Source organism: Citrobacter sp. Cpo148 (assembly GCF_030332375.1).
Lineage (GTDB): Bacteria > Pseudomonadota > Gammaproteobacteria > Enterobacterales > Enterobacteriaceae > Citrobacter > Citrobacter portucalensis.
In genome coordinates this window covers 444,728-462,199 of sequence record NZ_JAOWHY010000050.1, presented here as the reverse complement: position 1 = coordinate 462,199, position 17,472 = coordinate 444,728, and the positions used below count along the sequence as shown (strand labels likewise).

General features: G+C 53.0%; 18 protein-coding genes. 7 read left to right on the top strand and 11 right to left on the bottom strand.

Features of this window, described 5'->3' with window-relative positions:
* The first annotated feature begins 246 nt into the window (after positions 1–246).
* From glmS to phoU, 6 genes are all read left to right on the top strand, one after another.
* The gene (glmS, locus tag OGY10_RS23550; protein ID WP_003827031.1) at positions 247–2,076 is read left to right on the top strand and encodes a glutamine--fructose-6-phosphate transaminase (isomerizing); all 1,830 of its coding nucleotides are present in this window, start codon (positions 247–249) and stop codon (positions 2,074–2,076) included.
* A gap of 334 nt (positions 2,077–2,410) precedes the next feature.
* Positions 2,411–3,451: a phosphate ABC transporter substrate-binding protein PstS gene (gene pstS / locus OGY10_RS23545; RefSeq protein ID WP_003827033.1), complete on the top strand. Its 1,041-nt coding sequence runs from the start codon at positions 2,411–2,413 to the stop codon at positions 3,449–3,451.
* Positions 3,452–3,594: 143 nt separating this feature from the next.
* Positions 3,595–4,554, top strand: coding sequence for a phosphate ABC transporter permease PstC (pstC, locus tag OGY10_RS23540; protein WP_008786549.1), 960 nt, complete (start codon positions 3,595–3,597; stop codon positions 4,552–4,554).
* Entirely contained in the window at positions 4,554–5,444 is an 891-nt protein-coding gene (gene pstA / locus OGY10_RS23535) for a phosphate ABC transporter permease PstA (RefSeq protein ID WP_003827037.1), read from the top strand. The genes pstC and pstA overlap by 1 nt, the downstream gene beginning before the upstream one ends.
* Before the next feature lie 46 nt (positions 5,445–5,490).
* The gene (gene pstB / locus OGY10_RS23530; RefSeq protein ID WP_003023821.1) at positions 5,491–6,264 is read left to right on the top strand and encodes a phosphate ABC transporter ATP-binding protein PstB; all 774 of its coding nucleotides are present in this window, start codon (positions 5,491–5,493) and stop codon (positions 6,262–6,264) included.
* Between the two features lie 14 nt (positions 6,265–6,278).
* Positions 6,279–7,004: a phosphate signaling complex protein PhoU gene (gene phoU, locus OGY10_RS23525; protein WP_003023824.1), complete on the top strand. Its 726-nt coding sequence runs from the start codon at positions 6,279–6,281 to the stop codon at positions 7,002–7,004.
* A gap of 121 nt (positions 7,005–7,125) precedes the next feature.
* On the opposite strand, the gene yieH is transcribed toward phoU, so the two are convergent.
* Positions 7,126–7,791 carry a 6-phosphogluconate phosphatase gene (gene yieH / locus OGY10_RS23520; protein ID WP_003827040.1) on the bottom strand — a complete coding sequence of 222 codons (666 nt, stop codon included), beginning with the start codon at positions 7,789–7,791 and terminating at the stop codon, positions 7,126–7,128.
* 167 nt (positions 7,792–7,958) lie between these two features.
* On the opposite strand from yieH, the gene adeP reads away from it, so the two are divergent.
* The gene (gene adeP / locus OGY10_RS23515; RefSeq protein ID WP_003827042.1) at positions 7,959–9,296 is read left to right on the top strand and encodes an adenine permease AdeP; all 1,338 of its coding nucleotides are present in this window, start codon (positions 7,959–7,961) and stop codon (positions 9,294–9,296) included.
* Between the two features lie 56 nt (positions 9,297–9,352).
* Here the strand turns inward: adeP and OGY10_RS23510 are convergent, their stop codons facing one another.
* The 10 genes from OGY10_RS23510 to OGY10_RS23840 all read right to left on the bottom strand — a co-directional run bounded on the left by OGY10_RS23510 (position 9,353) and on the right by OGY10_RS23840 (position 17,321).
* Entirely contained in the window at positions 9,353–9,919 is a 567-nt protein-coding gene (locus tag OGY10_RS23510) for an NADPH-dependent FMN reductase (protein ID WP_003827046.1), read from the bottom strand.
* A 30-nt stretch (positions 9,920–9,949) separates the two neighbouring features.
* A complete protein-coding gene (locus tag OGY10_RS23505) occupies positions 9,950–10,696 on the bottom strand; it encodes a 4'-phosphopantetheinyl transferase family protein (protein ID WP_286577513.1) in 747 nt (248 codons plus the stop codon).
* Between the two features lie 166 nt (positions 10,697–10,862).
* Positions 10,863–11,822, bottom strand: a complete 960-nt coding sequence (yidZ, locus tag OGY10_RS23500) for an HTH-type transcriptional regulator YidZ (RefSeq protein WP_003827051.1) — start codon at positions 11,820–11,822, stop codon at positions 10,863–10,865.
* A complete protein-coding gene (locus OGY10_RS23495) occupies positions 11,791–12,972 on the bottom strand; it encodes an MFS transporter (protein WP_032945462.1) in 1,182 nt (393 codons plus the stop codon). Before OGY10_RS23495 ends, yidZ begins: the two co-directional genes overlap by 32 nt.
* 182 nt (positions 12,973–13,154) lie before the next feature.
* Positions 13,155–14,519 (bottom strand): tRNA uridine-5-carboxymethylaminomethyl(34) synthesis GTPase MnmE, encoded by a 1,365-nt coding sequence (mnmE, locus tag OGY10_RS23490; protein ID WP_032945460.1) that lies wholly within the window; start codon positions 14,517–14,519, stop codon positions 13,155–13,157.
* A 105-nt stretch (positions 14,520–14,624) separates the two neighbouring features.
* The gene (gene yidC / locus OGY10_RS23485) at positions 14,625–16,271 is read right to left on the bottom strand and encodes a membrane protein insertase YidC (protein ID WP_003827058.1); all 1,647 of its coding nucleotides are present in this window, start codon (positions 16,269–16,271) and stop codon (positions 14,625–14,627) included.
* Between the two features lie 2 nt (positions 16,272–16,273).
* Complete coding sequence (yidD, locus tag OGY10_RS23480; protein ID WP_003023846.1) at positions 16,274–16,531, bottom strand: membrane protein insertion efficiency factor YidD; 258 nt, start codon at positions 16,529–16,531, stop codon at positions 16,274–16,276.
* Positions 16,495–16,854, bottom strand: coding sequence for a ribonuclease P protein component (gene rnpA, locus OGY10_RS23475; protein ID WP_003844432.1), 360 nt, complete (start codon positions 16,852–16,854; stop codon positions 16,495–16,497). Before rnpA ends, yidD begins: the two co-directional genes overlap by 37 nt.
* Positions 16,855–16,871: 17 nt before the next feature.
* Positions 16,872–17,012, bottom strand: coding sequence for a 50S ribosomal protein L34 (gene rpmH / locus OGY10_RS23470; protein ID WP_003023858.1), 141 nt, complete (start codon positions 17,010–17,012; stop codon positions 16,872–16,874).
* 228 nt (positions 17,013–17,240) lie between these two features.
* Positions 17,241–17,321: a hypothetical protein gene (locus tag OGY10_RS23840; protein WP_418221920.1), complete on the bottom strand. Its 81-nt coding sequence runs from the start codon at positions 17,319–17,321 to the stop codon at positions 17,241–17,243.
* Between the last annotated feature and the right edge of the window lie 151 nt (positions 17,322–17,472).

Below are 17,472 nucleotides of genomic sequence, written 5' to 3'. Positions count from 1 at the left end.
TCAACAAGCAGTACCTATAAAAATAACCCCACTCTCTACAAGGCTCGGGGCGCCCGTAAATACGGGTTTTATCCAAAGATTTCGCGTTGTGGTAAGGCGGCAAGCGCGTGAGACCATGGGAGCTTACAATCAGTAAGTGACCATGGCGAAAGCGTGCAGCCAACACAGCCACAGCGTGAAAGATGAAGGATAAATACAGGTTGACCGACAACGACAGGCTAATGCCTAAATTCGGAATCAAAAAATATGTGTGGAATTGTTGGCGCTATCGCGCAGCGTGATGTAGCTGAAATCCTTCTCGAAGGTTTACGTCGTCTGGAATATCGTGGTTATGACTCTGCTGGTCTGGCCGTTGTCGATGCTGAAGGCAACATGACCCGTCTGCGTCGTCTGGGTAAAGTGCAGATGCTGACTGCTGCTGCGGAAGAACATCCGCTGCATGGTGGTACTGGTATTGCTCACACCCGCTGGGCGACACACGGTGAACCTTCAGAAGCGAACGCGCATCCCCATGTTTCTGAACACATTGTTGTGGTGCATAACGGCATCATTGAAAACCATGAACCACTGCGTGAGCTGTTGAAAACGCGTGGCTACACCTTTGTTTCTGAAACCGACACCGAAGTGATTGCTCACCTGGTGCACTGGGAGCTGGAACAGGGTGGTACGTTACGTGAAGCCGTGCTGCGTACTATTCCGCAGCTGCGCGGTGCCTACGGCACGGTGATCATGGATACCCGTAACCCGGAAACCCTGCTGGCGGCCCGTTCTGGCAGCCCGCTGGTGATTGGTCTGGGTATGGGTGAGAACTTTATCGCTTCCGATCAGCTGGCACTGCTGCCGGTAACCCGTCGCTTCATCTTCCTGGAAGAGGGCGACATCGCGGAAGTAACCCGTCGTTCGGTCTCTATTTTCGACAAGTCTGGCGCGGAAGTGAAACGTCAGGATATCGAATCTAATCTGCAATACGATGCGGGCGAAAAAGGTATTTATCGCCACTACATGCAGAAAGAGATCTACGAACAGCCGAACGCAATTAAAAACACGCTGACCGGCCGTATCAGCCACGGTGAAGTGGATTTAAGCGAGTTGGGTTCGCATGCCAACGAGCTGCTGTCTCAGGTTGAGCATATCCAGATTATCGCCTGCGGTACGTCGTACAACTCCGGTATGGTGTCCCGCTACTGGTTTGAATCGCTGGCTGGCATTCCTTGTGATGTCGAAATTGCTTCCGAATTCCGCTATCGCAAATCCGCCGTGCGTCGTAACAGCCTGATGATCACCCTTTCCCAGTCTGGTGAAACGGCAGATACCCTGGCGGGTCTGCGCTTATCCAAAGAGTTGGGCTATCTGGGTTCGCTGGCTATTTGTAACGTACCGGGCTCTTCTCTGGTGCGCGAATCCGACCTGGCGATGATGACCAATGCCGGTACCGAAATCGGCGTGGCCTCCACGAAAGCATTTACCACTCAGCTGACCGTTCTGCTGATGCTGGTGGCGAAACTGTCTCGTCTGAAAGGCCTGGATGTGGCTATTGAGCAGGAAATCGTTCACGGTCTGCAGGCGCTGCCGAGCCGTATTGAGCAGATGCTGTCTCAGGACAAACGCATTGCCGCTCTGGCTGAAGGTTTCTCTGATAAACACCATGCGCTGTTCCTGGGCCGTGGCGATCAGTACCCGATTGCGCTGGAAGGCGCGCTGAAGCTGAAAGAGATCTCGTATATTCACGCTGAAGCTTATGCCGCAGGCGAACTGAAACACGGTCCGCTGGCGCTGATTGATGCCGATATGCCGGTTATCGTGGTTGCGCCGAACAACGAACTGCTGGAAAAACTGAAGTCCAACATTGAAGAAGTTCGCGCCCGTGGTGGTCAACTGTACGTCTTTGCTGACCAGGATGCTGGCTTTACCAGCAGCGAAAATATGCACATCATTGAGATGCCGCATGTGGAAGAGGTGATTGCACCGATCTTCTATACCGTTCCGCTGCAGCTGCTGGCGTATCATGTGGCACTGATTAAAGGCACCGACGTGGATCAGCCGCGTAACCTGGCGAAGTCGGTTACCGTAGAGTAATCCGTACCTAACTGAACTGAAAATGCCCTGCTATGAGCGGGGCATTTTTTTAAACTTGTTCTGTTTTTAATCAATTATCCCGCCTGTTTTATGTGACAAACCGTCATCTTCAGCTACTGTTTGCAGTGTCATAAAAAGAAAATTTTAGCGAAATGTTATTGTCATGGTAATAGATAACATTTTGTTTTAAATGAATTTTTAGACAAATAACTTTCCGTATTTTTCATTGTCATAAAACTGTCATATTTCGTACATTTAACTGTCACCTGTTTGTCCTATTTTGCTCACAGTAGCAACTCAAACAACGATTTACGAAAACCGTGCAGGAGACATTATGAAAGTTATGCGTACCACTGTCGCAACTGTTGTCGCCGCGACCTTATCCATGAGCGCGTTCTCTGCGTTTGCAGCAGCGAGCCTGACAGGTGCAGGTGCAACCTTCCCTGCGCCAGTGTATGCCAAATGGGCAGATACCTATCAGAAAGAGACCGGTAGCAAAGTAAACTACCAGGGTATCGGCTCCTCCGGTGGTGTAAAACAAATTACGGCCAATACCGTTGATTTCGGCGCTTCTGATGCCCCGCTGTCTGACGAGAAACTGGCACAAGAAGGCCTGTTCCAGTTCCCGACCGTTATCGGCGGTGTGGTGCTGGCGGTGAATATCCCTGGACTGAAATCCGGCGAGCTGGTGCTTGACGGTAAAACGCTGGGCGACATCTACCTCGGTAAAATTAAGAAGTGGGATGACGAAGCCATCACCAAACTGAACCCGGGTCTGAAGCTGCCTTCGCAGAATATCGCCGTTGTGCGTCGTGCTGACGGTTCCGGTACGTCCTTTGTCTTCACCAGCTATCTGGCAAAAGTGAACGAAGAGTGGAAATCTAAAATTGGTTCCGGCTCTACCGTTAACTGGCCGACCGGTCTGGGCGGTAAAGGTAACGACGGTATCGCCGCGTTCGTCCAGCGTCTGCCGGGCTCTATCGGTTACGTTGAGTACGCTTACGCTAAGCAGAACAACCTGGCGTACACCAAGCTGGTCTCTGCTGATGGTAAACCGGTAAGCCCGACCGAAGAAAACTTTGCCAACGCCGCTAAAGGCGCTGACTGGAGCAAAACTTTCGCTCAGGATCTGACTAACCAGAAAGGTGACGATGCGTGGCCAATCACTTCCACCACCTTCATCCTGGTCCATAAAGAGCAGAAGAAGCCTGAGCAGGGCGTTGAAGTGCTGAAATTCTTCGACTGGGCATACAAAAATGGTGGCAAACAGGCTAATGACCTGGATTACGCCAGCCTGCCGGACAGCGTGGTTGAGCAGATTCGTGCTGCATGGAAGACCAACGTGAAAGACAGCAGCGGTAAAGCGCTGTACTAATAGAATATCTTTAACGAGTTGGCGGATGGCGCTACGCTTATCCGCCCTACAGTTCCGACTGTAGGCCCAATTTGTAGGCTGGATAAGCGTAGCGCCATCCGGCAGGGCAATTTCGTAAACGCGTTTAACTTAAAGAGTGATTTATGGCTGCAACCAAGCCTGCTTTTAACCCACCGGGTAAAAAGGGTGACATGATATTCAGCGCGCTGGTAAAACTGGCTGCGCTGATTGTGCTATTGATGTTGGGTGGCATTATTGTCTCTCTGGTTATCTCCTCCTGGCCAAGCATACAGAAATTTGGTTTCTCCTTTTTGTGGACCAAAGACTGGGATGCGCCGAACGATATCTACGGCGCGCTGGTACCGATTTACGGTACGCTGGTCACCTCGTTTATTGCATTGCTGATTGCCGTTCCGGTGAGTTTCGGCATTGCGCTGTTCCTGACTGAACTTGCACCTGGCTGGCTGCGTCGCCCGTTGGGTATCGCTATTGAACTGCTGGCAGCAATTCCGAGTATCGTATACGGCATGTGGGGCCTGTTTATCTTTGCCCCGCTGTTTGCGACGTACTTCCAGGAGCCGGTCGGAAACATCCTTTCCAACATTCCGTTTGTTGGCGCACTGTTTGCTGGCCCGGCGTTTGGTATCGGTATTCTGGCGGCTGGTGTGATCCTCGCTATCATGATCATTCCGTACATTGCTGCGGTTATGCGTGATGTGTTCGAACAAACGCCGGTACTGATGAAAGAGTCAGCCTACGGCATCGGCTGTACCACCTGGGAAGTTATCTGGCGTATCGTCCTGCCGTTCACCAAAAATGGTGTGATCGGCGGTGTGATGCTGGGTCTGGGCCGCGCGCTGGGTGAAACCATGGCGGTCACCTTTATCATTGGTAACACCTACCAGCTCGATAGTGCCTCGCTGTACATGCCGGGCAACAGTATTACCTCTGCGCTGGCGAATGAATTTGCCGAAGCGGAATCTGGCCTGCACGTTGCTGCGTTGATGGAACTGGGTCTGATTCTGTTTGTTATCACCTTCATCGTACTGGCGGCGTCTAAGTTCATGATCATGCGCCTTGCGAAGAACGAGGGGGCACGCTAATGGCTACGCTTGAAATGCAAAACACCACTGCGCTGGCGGAGTCCCGCCGTAAAATGCAGGCACGTCGCCGTCTGAAGAACCGCATCGCGCTGACGCTCTCTATGGCGACCATGGCGTTCGGTCTGTTCTGGCTCATTTGGATCCTGATGTCCACGATCACCCGTGGTATTGACGGTATGTCGCTGGCGCTGTTCACCGAAATGACGCCTCCGCCGAATACAGCGGGTGGTGGTCTGGCGAACGCCCTGGCCGGTAGCGGACTGTTAATTCTGTGGGCGACCGTGTTTGGTACACCGCTTGGCATTATGGCGGGTATCTACTTGGCAGAGTACGGACGTAAGTCCTGGCTGGCTGAGGTTATCCGCTTTATCAATGACATTCTGCTGTCTGCGCCATCAATCGTGGTCGGTCTGTTCGTTTACACCATTGTGGTAGCAAAAATGGAACACTTCTCTGGCTGGGCGGGCGTTATCGCGCTGGCGCTGCTGCAGGTGCCCATTGTTATTCGTACCACGGAGAACATGCTCAAGCTGGTGCCGGATAGCCTGCGTGAAGCCGCCTATGCACTGGGTACGCCGAAATGGAAGATGATTTCTGCGATCACCCTGAAGGCGTCTGTCTCGGGGATCATTACAGGCGTTCTGCTAGCGATTGCTCGTATCGCAGGTGAAACGGCTCCGCTGCTGTTTACGTCGCTCTCCAATCAGTTCTGGAGCACCGACATGATGCAGCCTATCGCCAACCTGCCGGTCACTATCTTTAAGTTTGCGATGAGCCCGTTTGCTGAGTGGCAGCAACTGGCCTGGGCCGGGGTACTGATTATTACCCTGTGCGTACTGCTGCTGAACATTCTGGCGCGCGTCATTTTCGCGAAGAAGAAACACGGTTAATTTTTACGGCGTGGCTGATGCGGCGCCGGATGAGGAAGAGATTGAAATGAGTATGGTTGATACTGCCCCAGGTAAGATTCAGGTTCGTGATTTGAACTTCTACTATGGCAAATTCCATGCCCTGAAGAACATCAACCTGGATATTGCTAAAAACCAGGTAACGGCGTTTATCGGGCCGTCAGGCTGTGGTAAATCAACGCTGCTGCGTACGTTCAACAAAATGTTTGAACTGTACCCGGAGCAGCGTGCGGAAGGTGAAATCCTGCTGGATGGCGACAATATTCTCACCAATACCCAGGATATCGCTCTGCTGCGTGCCAAAGTGGGCATGGTATTCCAGAAGCCGACGCCGTTCCCGATGTCCATCTACGACAACATTGCTTTTGGCGTACGTCTGTTTGAGAAACTCTCGCGTGCGGATATGGACGAGCGTGTGCAGTGGGCATTGACCAAGGCCGCATTGTGGAACGAAACCAAAGATAAATTACACCAGAGCGGGTACTCTCTCTCGGGTGGTCAGCAGCAGCGTCTGTGTATTGCGCGTGGTATCGCCATTCGCCCGGAAGTGCTTCTGCTTGATGAGCCATGTTCAGCGCTCGACCCTATTTCTACCGGGCGTATCGAAGAGCTGATCACTGAGCTGAAAGAGGATTACACCGTCGTTATCGTTACCCACAACATGCAGCAGGCTGCGCGTTGTTCCGATCACACGGCATTTATGTACCTGGGCGAGTTGATTGAGTTCAGCAACACGGACGATCTGTTCACCAAGCCCGCGAAGAAACAAACTGAAGATTACATCACCGGTCGTTACGGCTGATTCAGGAGCTTGTTGTGGATAACCTTAACCTTAATAAACATATTTCCGGCCAGTTCAATGCAGAGCTGGAAAGCATCCGTACCCAGGTGATGACCATGGGCGGCATGGTCGAGCAGCAGCTTTCTGATGCAATCACGGCGATGCACAACCAGGACAGCGAGCTGGCAAAACGCGTCATTGAAGGCGATAAGAACGTCAACATGATGGAAGTGGCGATCGACGAAGCCTGCGTGCGTATCATCGCCAAGCGTCAACCGACAGCGAGCGACCTGCGTCTGGTGATGGCGATTATCAAAACCATCGCTGAGCTGGAACGTATTGGCGACGTGGCGGACAAAATTTGCCGTACCGCGCTGGAGAAGTTCTCGCAACAGCACCAGCCGCTGCTGGTAAGCCTGGAATCACTGGGCCGCCACACCGTACAAATGCTGCATGACGTGCTGGATGCGTTTGCGCGTATGGATCTGGACGAAGCAGTGCGTATTTATCGCGAAGATAAGAAAGTTGACCAGGAATATGAAGGCATCGTGCGTCAGCTGATGACTTATATGATGGAAGACCCACGTACCATTCCAAGCGTGCTGACCGCGCTGTTCTGCGCACGTTCCATCGAACGTATCGGTGACCGCTGCCAGAATATCTGCGAATACATCTTCTACTTCGTGAAGGGACAAGACTTCCGTCACGTGGGCGGGGATGAGCTGGATAAGCTGCTGGCGGGCAAAGATCCGAAGGAATAAGCAGCTTGTTGCGTGCGCCGGGATCCCCCGGCGTCGCTATTGTAGGCCGGATAAGGTGTTACGCCGCATCCGGCATTCTGCGCCATTCGCCTGATGGCGCTTTGCTTATCGGGCCTACTGTTTATTCGACGATATTCCAACCCCGCGCTTTCCACAATTCCGGCAACTGTGCCAGATCGGTAAACGTCGTGACTTTTGGATGATCGATCGGTTTGTTATGCGGATCGGCGCAGAAGTAGAACACTTCCATCCCGGCGGCAATCCCCGCCTGCGCACCTGCGCTGGAATCATCAACCAGAATGCAGTTCTCAACGTTAACGTCCATCGCTTTCGCCGCATGGAACATCAGGGCCGGATCGGGCTTCCAACGCTGAATATCGTAGCCGCTGAACAGTAAATCAGGGAAATGGTGCAACATGCCCAGCTTACCCAGCGAATGCTGCATTTTGCTGACTGGACCGTTAGAGACCACACACATTGGTACGGCCATGCTGTCCAGTAGAGCATTGGCACCGGCAATCACCTCCAGTTCCGTATCGAACAGACGTGCGACCTCAGCGCGGTAAACCGGTTCTAAATCGGCTTTTGCCAGTTCGACACCGTGCTCTTCGTTGATAATGTCGATGATCTCGTACAGCTTTACCCCCTTGAAGCGTTTGAAAATTTCTTCAAGATCGAGCGTAATGCCAAACGCCTGGAACATGCTGACATACGCGCGAGAACAAATCACTTCACTGTCGACAAGGGTACCGTCACAGTCAAAAAATACGGCTTCTATCTGGGACATGTCATTTCCGTTTTAACAAGTTTAACGTTTTCGTAATGCATTATTGGGCGACGCAATCGTTGCCGTATAAGCAAAATCAATGAAAAAAGTTGCTCATAACCCAACCCTATTGTCGCATTTTGGTATAGGATAGCGACGAATTTTCCCTCCTTGTTCGGAAATTGATAATGAGTCAACAACACACAACCCAGGCTTCTGGCCAGGGGATGCTGGAACGCGTGTTCAAACTGCGCGAACATGGCACGACGGCACGGACCGAAGTGATCGCCGGTTTAACGACCTTCCTGACGATGGTGTATATCGTTTTTGTTAACCCGCAAATTCTTGGCGTGGCTGGCATGGATACCAGCGCTGTCTTTGTTACCACCTGCCTTATTGCTGCATTTGGTAGCATCCTGATGGGCCTGTTTGCCAACCTGCCGGTCGCACTTGCGCCTGCTATGGGCCTGAACGCATTCTTCGCTTTCGTGGTCGTTGGTGCGATGGGGCTGTCATGGCAGATTGGTATGGGCGCTATCTTCTGGGGCGCTGTTGGTCTGCTGCTGCTGACGATTTTCCGCGTTCGTTACTGGATGATTGCCAATATCCCGGTTAGCCTGCGTGTGGGGATCACCAGCGGTATTGGTCTGTTCATCGGCATGATGGGGCTGAAAAACGCCGGTGTTATCGTCGCCAACAAAGACACGCTGGTGTCTATCGGTAACCTGACGTCCCACAGCGTACTGCTCGGTATCCTGGGCTTCTTTATCATCGCGATTCTGGCGTCCCGTAACATTCACGCGGCGGTGCTGATTTCTATCATCGTAACCACGCTGCTGGGCTGGATGCTGGGCGATGTTCATTACAACGGTATCGTTTCTGCGCCACCGAGCGTGATGTCTGTTATCGGACATGTCGACCTGGCCGGTTCGTTTAACATTGGCCTAGCGGGTGTGATTTTCTCGTTCATGCTGGTTAACCTGTTCGACTCCTCCGGTACGCTGATTGGCGTTACGGATAAAGCCGGTCTGGCGGATGCGAAGGGCAAGTTCCCGCGCATGAAGCAAGCGCTGTATGTGGATAGCGTGTCGTCGGTTACCGGGGCGTTTATCGGGACTTCTTCCGTTACTGCGTATATCGAATCTTCTTCCGGGGTTTCGGTCGGTGGACGTACCGGTCTGACCGCCGTGGTCGTTGGCCTGCTGTTCCTGCTGGTTATCTTCCTGTCGCCGCTGGCGGGGATGGTACCGGGTTATGCGGCCGCTGGTGCGCTGATTTACGTTGGCGTCCTGATGACATCAAGCCTGTCGCGCGTGAAGTGGGATGACCTGACAGAAGCGGTTCCGGCGTTTATTACCGCCGTGATGATGCCATTTAGCTTCTCAATTACCGAAGGTATTGCGCTGGGCTTTATTTCTTACTGCGTGATGAAGATTGGTACCGGACGTTTCCGCGATCTCAGCCCGTGCGTCATCATTGTCGCGCTGCTGTTTGTGCTGAAGATTGTGTTTATCGACGCGCACTAATCGCTGTTTATTTGCCCATATATCAACAAGCCCGGCATATCGCCGGGCTTTTTCTTTTACGCTTTCACGCGCTGAATGTAGTCGCCAAATGCGGTCAATTGACCGGTCAGATGGTCCAGCGTGCTTTGGTCGATCACTTCACCTGTCTGCGGGTCTACTTTGTTCTGAATGACGCCGCCCATAAATTCCGGCTTGTTCATTACCATGGCGTCGAGGAATACCAGGATCTGACGCAGATGATACTGGCAGCGCGCGCCGCCAATAGCACCCATAGAACTGGTCTGGATCAGCACCGGCTTACCCGATAATGGCTGATCGGGCAGGCGGGACAGCCAGTCGATGGCGTTCTTCAGTCCGCCCGGAACAGAATAGTTATATTCAGGTGTTACGATGACGACACCGTCAGCCTTTCTGATTTGCTCAGCCAGCGCTTCTACGCTGGCCGGAAAACCTTCTTCCTGTTGGAGGTCGGCATCGTACAGAGGGATATCACCAATCGACGGCAGCGCGTTCACTTCCATTCCCGCTGGAGCAATCTTGGGCAGCGTACGGGCAACCATTCCATTAAACGAACCTTTGCGCAGACTTCCCAGTAACGTAACAACATTCAATGTTTCAGACATGGCGACTCCTGTTTCATCATGAAGGTTAAATCAAAGCGTATGGCTCTTCGCTGCACATAATTGAGAGAACCGGATCAGACGACCCGTTGGCTCATTGGCGCGAGTCTGGATATCAGGCAAACTTTTCCAGTCCTGTTTACCATCAAACTCCCAAACCTTGAGTTTTTCAATGGTTGGCGTAACTGCAACTGACCACACCAGTACATCTTCCGCATCGCAAATGGCTTCAACCTGCGCCACATGGGCACATTTCAGGCGCCCTGCGCCGGGTAAAAGCTGGAGCTCGCGCGGATCGTCATTGCACACATCGCCAGTGAGTTTGAGTACGCTCTGGCGCAATGTAATGAGCTGCGCGCGTGCTTCGTTGGGGTCGTTTTGGTTATTGATCCACAGGCTTTCGTTACTGGAGAAGCGCCACGTTTCCGCTGAATTTGGATTGTGAAACCCGCGGGTGGCCCGCTGAAGTTCCATATCCAGGCCGCACGTTCCTTCAGTTGTTAGCACAACGCCGACGATATTCCCGGCATAGGAAATCGAAAAACCCGGCAGGTTCTTATCGCGAAAAACGGGCTTACCTTTGGCCTGAGTAACAATTTCGGGCAGCGTGCTGGTGCCGTAAAGCATAAACATCAGTTCAGCGAGAAGACTTCGGGAAGCCAGGAAACGTGTCCGGCGATGAGCGGGTAGATCTCTTGCTTCGATATGACATGGAGAAGGGAGGCGAGCTGAAACCAGGTGTCCCTCCGTAAGAATCCCTCTGGCAAAATGTGTCGCCATTTGTCGCTCCGTGATTAATGGTCCGTGATTATTACCAGAGTAACATTTACACGGCTTCCGGGCAGGCTTTGCTGCCCAAAAACTAAGCGAAAATGGGAGACATTACGCGATATTTACATTTCTGTTGCCAGAATGGTCGATTTAGCAACACCAAAATGAAGGATCTTCAGGAGATATCGCGATAAAGCGCCTTGATCGTGTCTTTTAGCCAGACGATCTTAGGATTGTGGCTGTTGCGTTTATGCCAAAGAAGAGTGAACGGTACGCGCATTTTTTCCAGTTGCGCCGTATCAAATGGCATTGGCCGTGCAACGAGTGGAAGCTGGTGGAGTTGGTTATAACGCTGGCAATAGACCGGTGCGGTGGCTATCAGCGCGTGATCCGGCTGCGCGGCCATAAACAGCGATTGCTCAAAACCGGGCAGACATAACGCGATATTGCGTGCGCGTCCCATTTCTTGCAGGACTTCATCCAGCGCCCATGTATCGCTTTGCTCCCAGCTAATGCTGATGTGCGGATAGCGCAGAAAGGTGTCCAGATTCCACTCTTCCTGCAGTGCGGGATGATCTTCACGTAGCCAGACGCAGGGCAGATCGGAAAACAGCACTTCATGGTCGATCGACAATGGCAACAAACTCAGCAGTTCGCGCGAACGCGGATGGCTTTCGCGCCCGGTAAAGCCAATATCCACTTCACCGCGAATAATGGCATCCAGCGAGTCATAGTCCCAGTTGCGTATTTTGATTGTTGCCTGGGGATAGCGCTGATAAATCTGCTGGGAGAGCGCATTGAACATGATCATCACTAACGGCGTTTCGGCCGCCAGATCAAACTTCAGCCCGCGTGGAGACTCATGGTGCGGCTTATCGAGCAACTGATTGCCCATCTGCATCCATTCAGCAAGGCTCTGCTCCATGCTGACCATCAGCGGCGTCGGTGATAGCCCCAGCGGGGTGTTCACAAACAAGGGATCGTCAAACCAGGTCCGCAGCTTCGACAGCGACTTACTGACCGCCGACGGTGTGACGTTCATCCGTTTGGCGGTTTTAGTGACGCTGCGTTCCTGCATCAACAGCTGCAGGCAGAGCAATAAATTAAGATCGAGACTGCTGAGGGATTTCTTCATGAGTTGGCGCGGACCGGTTAGGTGCAACAGTGATAATCAGCATGATACTCACTATGCTACAGCCAATCAGAATCCCGATCAGCATATTCAGCGCATCAAGGCCAAGAACCGCCGCCAGCCAAATCCACAGCGAGGAACCGCAAACCTGGGCAATACCTAATGCCGAGCTGGCGACGCCCGCGCGCAGCGAGAACGGCCCAAGCGCCTGGCTCATCGCAACACCGAAGCCGACCGAGAATCCGGCGCAGATTAACGTCAGCCCGAAAAGCGTTACTGCGTGTGAAGTGGCAAGGGTTAACACCACGCCGGCACACAGAAACAGCACCTGTGAGGTCAGCATCAGAACGCGGGGCTTAAATACGCTCAGAGCAAATGGCGTAGAGAAAGAGACCGCCATACTGATGCCTGCGGTCATGGCCATCGTGGTGGCATACTCACCACGGTCGAAGCCCATCACTTCCATCAGCAGCACCGGAGACGTATTCACGAAGGTCAGGATCACCGACACGCTGAGGGTGGTAATGGCCAGACGGCTTAAGAAAAAGCGGTTTACCAGTGATTCGGTCGTGTGGTTCTTTTCCGTCGTCGCCATAAGCGTTGCTGGGCGCGATTCTCGCAGCACAAACACCGATAGCAGGCAAACAGCCACACCCATTCCCATCATCGTGTAGAACAGGCTCTGCCACGGGTATTTGAGCATGATCAGATGCCCCATCACTGGAGCCAACACCGGCACAATACAGGTAATACCGTTCAACAACGACAGCACCTTCGCCCGGCGGCGATCGTCGAGCGTATCGCGCAGGATAGCGAAAGCCACCACGTAGCAACAGCCCGCACCTACGCCCTGAATAAAACGACCTATGAGGAATGGCGTACCGCTTTCGGCGAAAGAACATAGCGCAGAGGCGAAAATAAAGATGAGTGCGCCGACTATGGCGACCGGTTTGCGACCTGACTGGTCGGCAATTTTACCGGCGAACAGCATCGCCGTCGCCATTCCTGCCAGATAAACCGAAAACGCGATATGCAGTTGCGCCTCGCTGGCCTGTAAATCGGCAGCAATACGGGGCAGCCCCACCAGATACATATCAATACCGGCAGGATAAAGAAGAACCAGGGCGAAACTGCAGATTAGAAAGCGTGTCATAGCGACCTCATAAGAAATGTGGCGCTAAGCATACGGTCAGAGAGTCAACTGCACGAGTTGCCATTTGGACAACAGTGATTTCCACATGGGAAATAGTTGTTGCCGGATGGCGGCGTAAACGCCTTATCCGGCCTACGGGGCCTGTAGGCCCGGTTAGCATCGCGCCACCGGGCAACACAACGTTACTTACCAATACAGAAGCTGGAGAAAATCCGTCCCAGCAGATCGTCGGAGGTAAACTCTCCTGTGATCTCACTGAGGTTCTGCTGCGCCAGGCGTAGCTCCTCAGCCAGCAATTCTCCGGCCCATGCTCCGAGCAGTTGGGCTTTACCCTGCTCGAGATGCTCCGCCGCTTCTGCCAGCGCCTGCAGGTGACGACGACGGGCCAGGAAGCCGCCTTCCATATTGGTTTCAAAGCCCATGCTCTGTTTGAGATGATTACGCAGTACGTCAACGCCTTCACCGGTACGCGCAGAGAGGCGAACCAGTGAGTGGCCATTTACTTCGCTAAGGCCCAGCGTCTCACCGGTAATATCCGCTTTGTTACGCACCACGGTGATCGGCAGTTTGGCTGGCAGACGGGCAATAAAGTCTGGCCAGATATCTGCCGGGTCCACGGCGTCGGTGGTGGTGCCATCAACCATAAACAGTACACGGTCGGCCTGTTCAATTTCCTGCCAGGCACGTTCGATACCGATGCGTTCAACTTCGTCGCTGGCATCGCGCAAACCGGCGGTGTCGATGATGTGTAGCGGCATGCCGTCGATGTGAATATGCTCACGCAGCACGTCGCGAGTAGTCCCGGCGATATCGGTGACAATGGCCGCCTCACGGCCAGCCAGCGCGTTCAGCAGGCTTGATTTCCCGGCGTTTGGCCGACCGGCAATCACCACCTTCATCCCTTCGCGCAGCAGGCTGCCCTGACGCGCTTCCGCACGCACGGCATCAAGATCGCTGATAACGCTGTTGAGTTGCGCTTCAATCTTGCCGTCAGACAGGAAGTCGATTTCTTCATCCGGGAAGTCGATCGCAGCTTCAACATAGATGCGCAGGTGAGTGAGCGCTTCCACAAGATGATTTACCCGTGCGGAAAATGCGCCCTGCAACGAGTTCAGCGCCGAGCGAGCGGCTTGCTCTGAGCTGGCATCGATCAGGTCGGCAATCGCCTCGGCCTGGGCTAAATCGAGCTTATCATTGAGAAACGCTCGCTCGGAGAATTCACCCGGTCTGGCAATGCGCAGCCCGGGAATGGTCAGAATACGTTTGAGCAGCAGGTCAAGAATCACCGGACCTCCGTGGCCCTGAAGCTCTAAAACGTCTTCGCCGGTAAAGGAGTTTGGGCCGGGGAACCACAAGGCAATCCCCTGATCCAGCGCGCTGCCATCCGCGTCTTTAAACGGCAGATAATCGGCATAACGCGGTTTGGGCAGTTTCCCCAGTACGGTTTCTGCGACCTCACGCGCCTTCAGGCCGGAGATACGCAGGATACCCACGCCACCACGTCCCGGTGGGGTGGCCTGAGCGACGATGGTGTCGTTATGGCTCATGGTTTGTCTCTTCTTAATGCAATAAAAAAGGCGGTCTAATGACCGCCCTTTACTTTATGTTCCGTTTGCCGGATGGCGGCTTCGCCTAATCCGGCCTACACCGAATCAGGAGTTTTTCTTCTCGCGGCTATGCAGGCCACGTTTCTCCAGACCACGGTAAATCAGCTGCTGCTGAATAATGGTTACCAGGTTGCTGACGATATAGTACAGCACCAGACCTGACGGGAACCACAGGAAGAACACGGTGAAGATGACCGGCATGAAGGTCATGATCTTCTGCTGCATCGGGTCGGTTACGGTGGTCGGAGACATCTTCTGAATGAAGAACATCGTCACGCCCATCAGAATCGGCAGGATGTAGTACGGGTCCTGTGCAGACAGGTCATGGATCCACAGGGCGAACGGCGCATGACGCAGTTCAATGGAGCCCATCAGCATGTAGTACAACGCCAGGAAGATTGGCATCTGGATGATCAGCGGGAAGCAGCCGCCCAGCGGGTTTACCTTCTCAGCTTTGTACAGGGCCATCATTTCCTGGCTCTGACGCTGTTTGTCATCGCCCAGACGTTCACGCATAGCCTGAATCTTCGGCTGCAGCATACGCATCTTCGCCATGGAGGTGTACTGCGCTTTGGTCAGCGGGTACATGATGCCACGAACGATAAAGGTGATAACGATGATGGAGAAGCCCCAGTTACCCAGGAAGCTATGGATCCACTTCAGCAGTTTAAACAGCGGCTGAGAAATGAACCACAACCAGCCGTAATCCACGGTCAGATCCAGGTGCGGTGCAACGGCCGCCATTTTATCCTGAATTTCCGGGCCGACCCACAGGGTGCTGGTCATCGCGCCAGTCTGGCCAGGCTGTACCAGTACCGGCTGTGATTTATAGCCGATAGCGGCAATGCCGTTACCCAGGTTAGCGGTATAGAAGTTGTTGGTGCCGTCGTTACGCGGAACCCATGCCGTTGCGAAATACTGTTGCAGCATTGCGACCCAGCCATCTTTAGCATTGACGTTCAGGTTTTCGTTTTCAGCAATGGTGTCGAATTTGTATTTCTCATACTTCTCATCCGGCGTGGAGTACGCCGCGCCACGGAAGGTGTGCAGCGCAAAGTTGCTGCTACCGGTGTCGCGATGAGATGGCAGATTGATGGATTGCTTCAACTGACCAAAGGTGGAGATTTCCAGCGGTTTTTCGCCGGCGTTCTGCACGCTGTAGTTAACGTTGACAGCATATTCACCACGCTTAAGAACAAACGTTTTAGTGAATGTGTTACCCGCTGCGTCAGTATAGGTCATCGGGATCTGCAGTTCGTTCTGACCGTCAGCCAGTACAAACGCGTCTTTATCGACGTTGTACAGCGGACGTGGGCCGTTAGCCGGGTTATCCGGGCCGTCACGACCTGTCAGGCCACTCTGTGCCTGGTAGATGAACTGTGGCGTGGTTTCCAGTAACTGGAACGGTTCGGTAGAACCGAGTTCTTTCGGGTAAGCTGGCAGTGAAGCCTGTTCCACATCACCACCACGGGTGTTGATGGTCAGATCAAGCACGTCAGTTTTAACCGTAATCAGTTTCCCCTGGCCACTGGCCGGTACGCCCTGGTCTGCGGCGCTACCCGCTGCGGTGGTCGTTGTCTGCGTGGTCTGTTGGGCCTGAGGTTGCGGGTTTTTATCCTGCTCCCAGGCTTGCCAGATCATGAAAGACACGAACAGCAAAGCGATGACTAAAAGATTGCGTTGCGAATCCATCGTTAGTGTTCTCTGGTATCAAATGGTCCGGGCGGGACGGGATCGTCACCACCAGGGTGTAAAGGGTGGCATTTTAATACGCGTTTCACCGTCAACCAACTGCCTTTTATCACTCCAAACCTGCGCAATGCCTCAATTCCGTAGCTCGAACAGGTTGGAGTGAAACGGCAATGCGGCCCAAGCAGCGGACTGATCAGGCGTTGATAGACCCGAATGAGGGCTATCAGGACCCGCGAGCCAGGCGACAATGGCGACGCCATAATTTTTCCAACGCTTCCGAGAGAGCACGGTTATCGAGGTCAGCAACCCCTTTTTTCGCCACCACCACGAAATCCATTGCTGGAAGCTCGTGCTGACGTAAACGGAAGCTTTCACGCGTCAGACGTTTAATCCGATTGCGTTCATGCGCACGTTTAACATTTTTCTTGGCGACTGTAAGACCGATACGGGGATGCCCCAGCGAATTCAGGCGGCCGAGGATGGTGATTTGCGGCGTGCCAGCCCGTTGTGGCTGCTGGAAGACGAATGTGAAATGAGTGGGAGTTAACAAACGTAACTCCCTGGGAAATGCGAGCTTAACCACTCAGGGGCTAGCTTTTATTACTTAGAAACGGTCAGACGAGAACGGCCTTTAGCACGACGACGTGCCAGAACCTGACGACCATTTTTATTAGCCATACGAGCACGGAAGCCGTGAGAACGGTTGCGCTTCAGTACAGACGGTTGAAAAGTGCGTTTCATGGCGATTTCTACCTAAACTTGAATAAATTCACTGACTTTTGCGTATACCCGAACGAATTTCGAACGACTTACGCCACAGTGTGGGTGATTAAAGAGGCCGGATTGTAATAATTGTACACTCCGGAGTCAATTCTCTTTCCTTATTTCCCGCTTTTTTCCGCATGGTTTCGCGTAAAAAACAGGCAGCGTTGACGCCGTAAGGCGACCGTTACTCGCTGGGGGTAAGAATTATACGGGCTGGTGGATAAAGCGCAAGGATCGCACGGGATCTTTATTAGATCGTTTAAGCAGTAAAGCATCTTTACTCATTAATTTTTTCAATATGCGCGCTAAAACCTGCAGCACTTCTCCAGGATCGTTTACACTTAGCCGATTCTGGATCATCCTGTGGATAAATCGGGAAGAATCTGTGAGAAACAGAAGATCTCTTTCTCAGTTTACGCTATGATCCGCGGTCCTG

Excerpts from the sequence above, each read along its gene's own strand:
- glmS (WP_003827031.1), top strand. The coding sequence starts at position 247 with ATGTGTGGAATTGTTGGCGCTATCGCGCAGCGTGATGTAGCTGAAATC.
- pstS (WP_003827033.1), top strand. The coding sequence starts at position 2,411 with ATGAAAGTTATGCGTACCACTGTCGCAACTGTTGTCGCCGCGACCTTA.
- pstC (WP_008786549.1), top strand. The coding sequence starts at position 3,595 with ATGGCTGCAACCAAGCCTGCTTTTAACCCACCGGGTAAAAAGGGTGAC.
- pstA (WP_003827037.1), top strand. The coding sequence starts at position 4,554 with ATGGCTACGCTTGAAATGCAAAACACCACTGCGCTGGCGGAGTCCCGC.
- pstB (WP_003023821.1), top strand. The coding sequence starts at position 5,491 with ATGAGTATGGTTGATACTGCCCCAGGTAAGATTCAGGTTCGTGATTTG.
- yieH (WP_003827040.1), bottom strand. The coding sequence starts at position 7,791 with ATGTCCCAGATAGAAGCCGTATTTTTTGACTGTGACGGTACCCTTGTC.
- adeP (WP_003827042.1), top strand. The coding sequence starts at position 7,959 with ATGAGTCAACAACACACAACCCAGGCTTCTGGCCAGGGGATGCTGGAA.
- OGY10_RS23510 (WP_003827046.1), bottom strand. The coding sequence starts at position 9,919 with ATGTCTGAAACATTGAATGTTGTTACGTTACTGGGAAGTCTGCGCAAA.
- OGY10_RS23505 (WP_286577513.1), bottom strand. The coding sequence starts at position 10,696 with ATGGCGACACATTTTGCCAGAGGGATTCTTACGGAGGGACACCTGGTT.
- yidZ (WP_003827051.1), bottom strand. The coding sequence starts at position 11,822 with ATGAAGAAATCCCTCAGCAGTCTCGATCTTAATTTATTGCTCTGCCTG.
- OGY10_RS23495 (WP_032945462.1), bottom strand. The coding sequence starts at position 12,972 with ATGACACGCTTTCTAATCTGCAGTTTCGCCCTGGTTCTTCTTTATCCT.
- mnmE (WP_032945460.1), bottom strand. The coding sequence starts at position 14,519 with ATGAGCCATAACGACACCATCGTCGCTCAGGCCACCCCACCGGGACGT.
- yidC (WP_003827058.1), bottom strand. The coding sequence starts at position 16,271 with ATGGATTCGCAACGCAATCTTTTAGTCATCGCTTTGCTGTTCGTGTCT.
- yidD (WP_003023846.1), bottom strand. The coding sequence starts at position 16,531 with ATGGCGTCGCCATTGTCGCCTGGCTCGCGGGTCCTGATAGCCCTCATT.
- rpmH (WP_003023858.1), bottom strand. The coding sequence starts at position 17,012 with ATGAAACGCACTTTTCAACCGTCTGTACTGAAGCGCAACCGTTCTCAC.
- OGY10_RS23840 (WP_418221920.1), bottom strand. The coding sequence starts at position 17,321 with ATGAGTAAAGATGCTTTACTGCTTAAACGATCTAATAAAGATCCCGTG.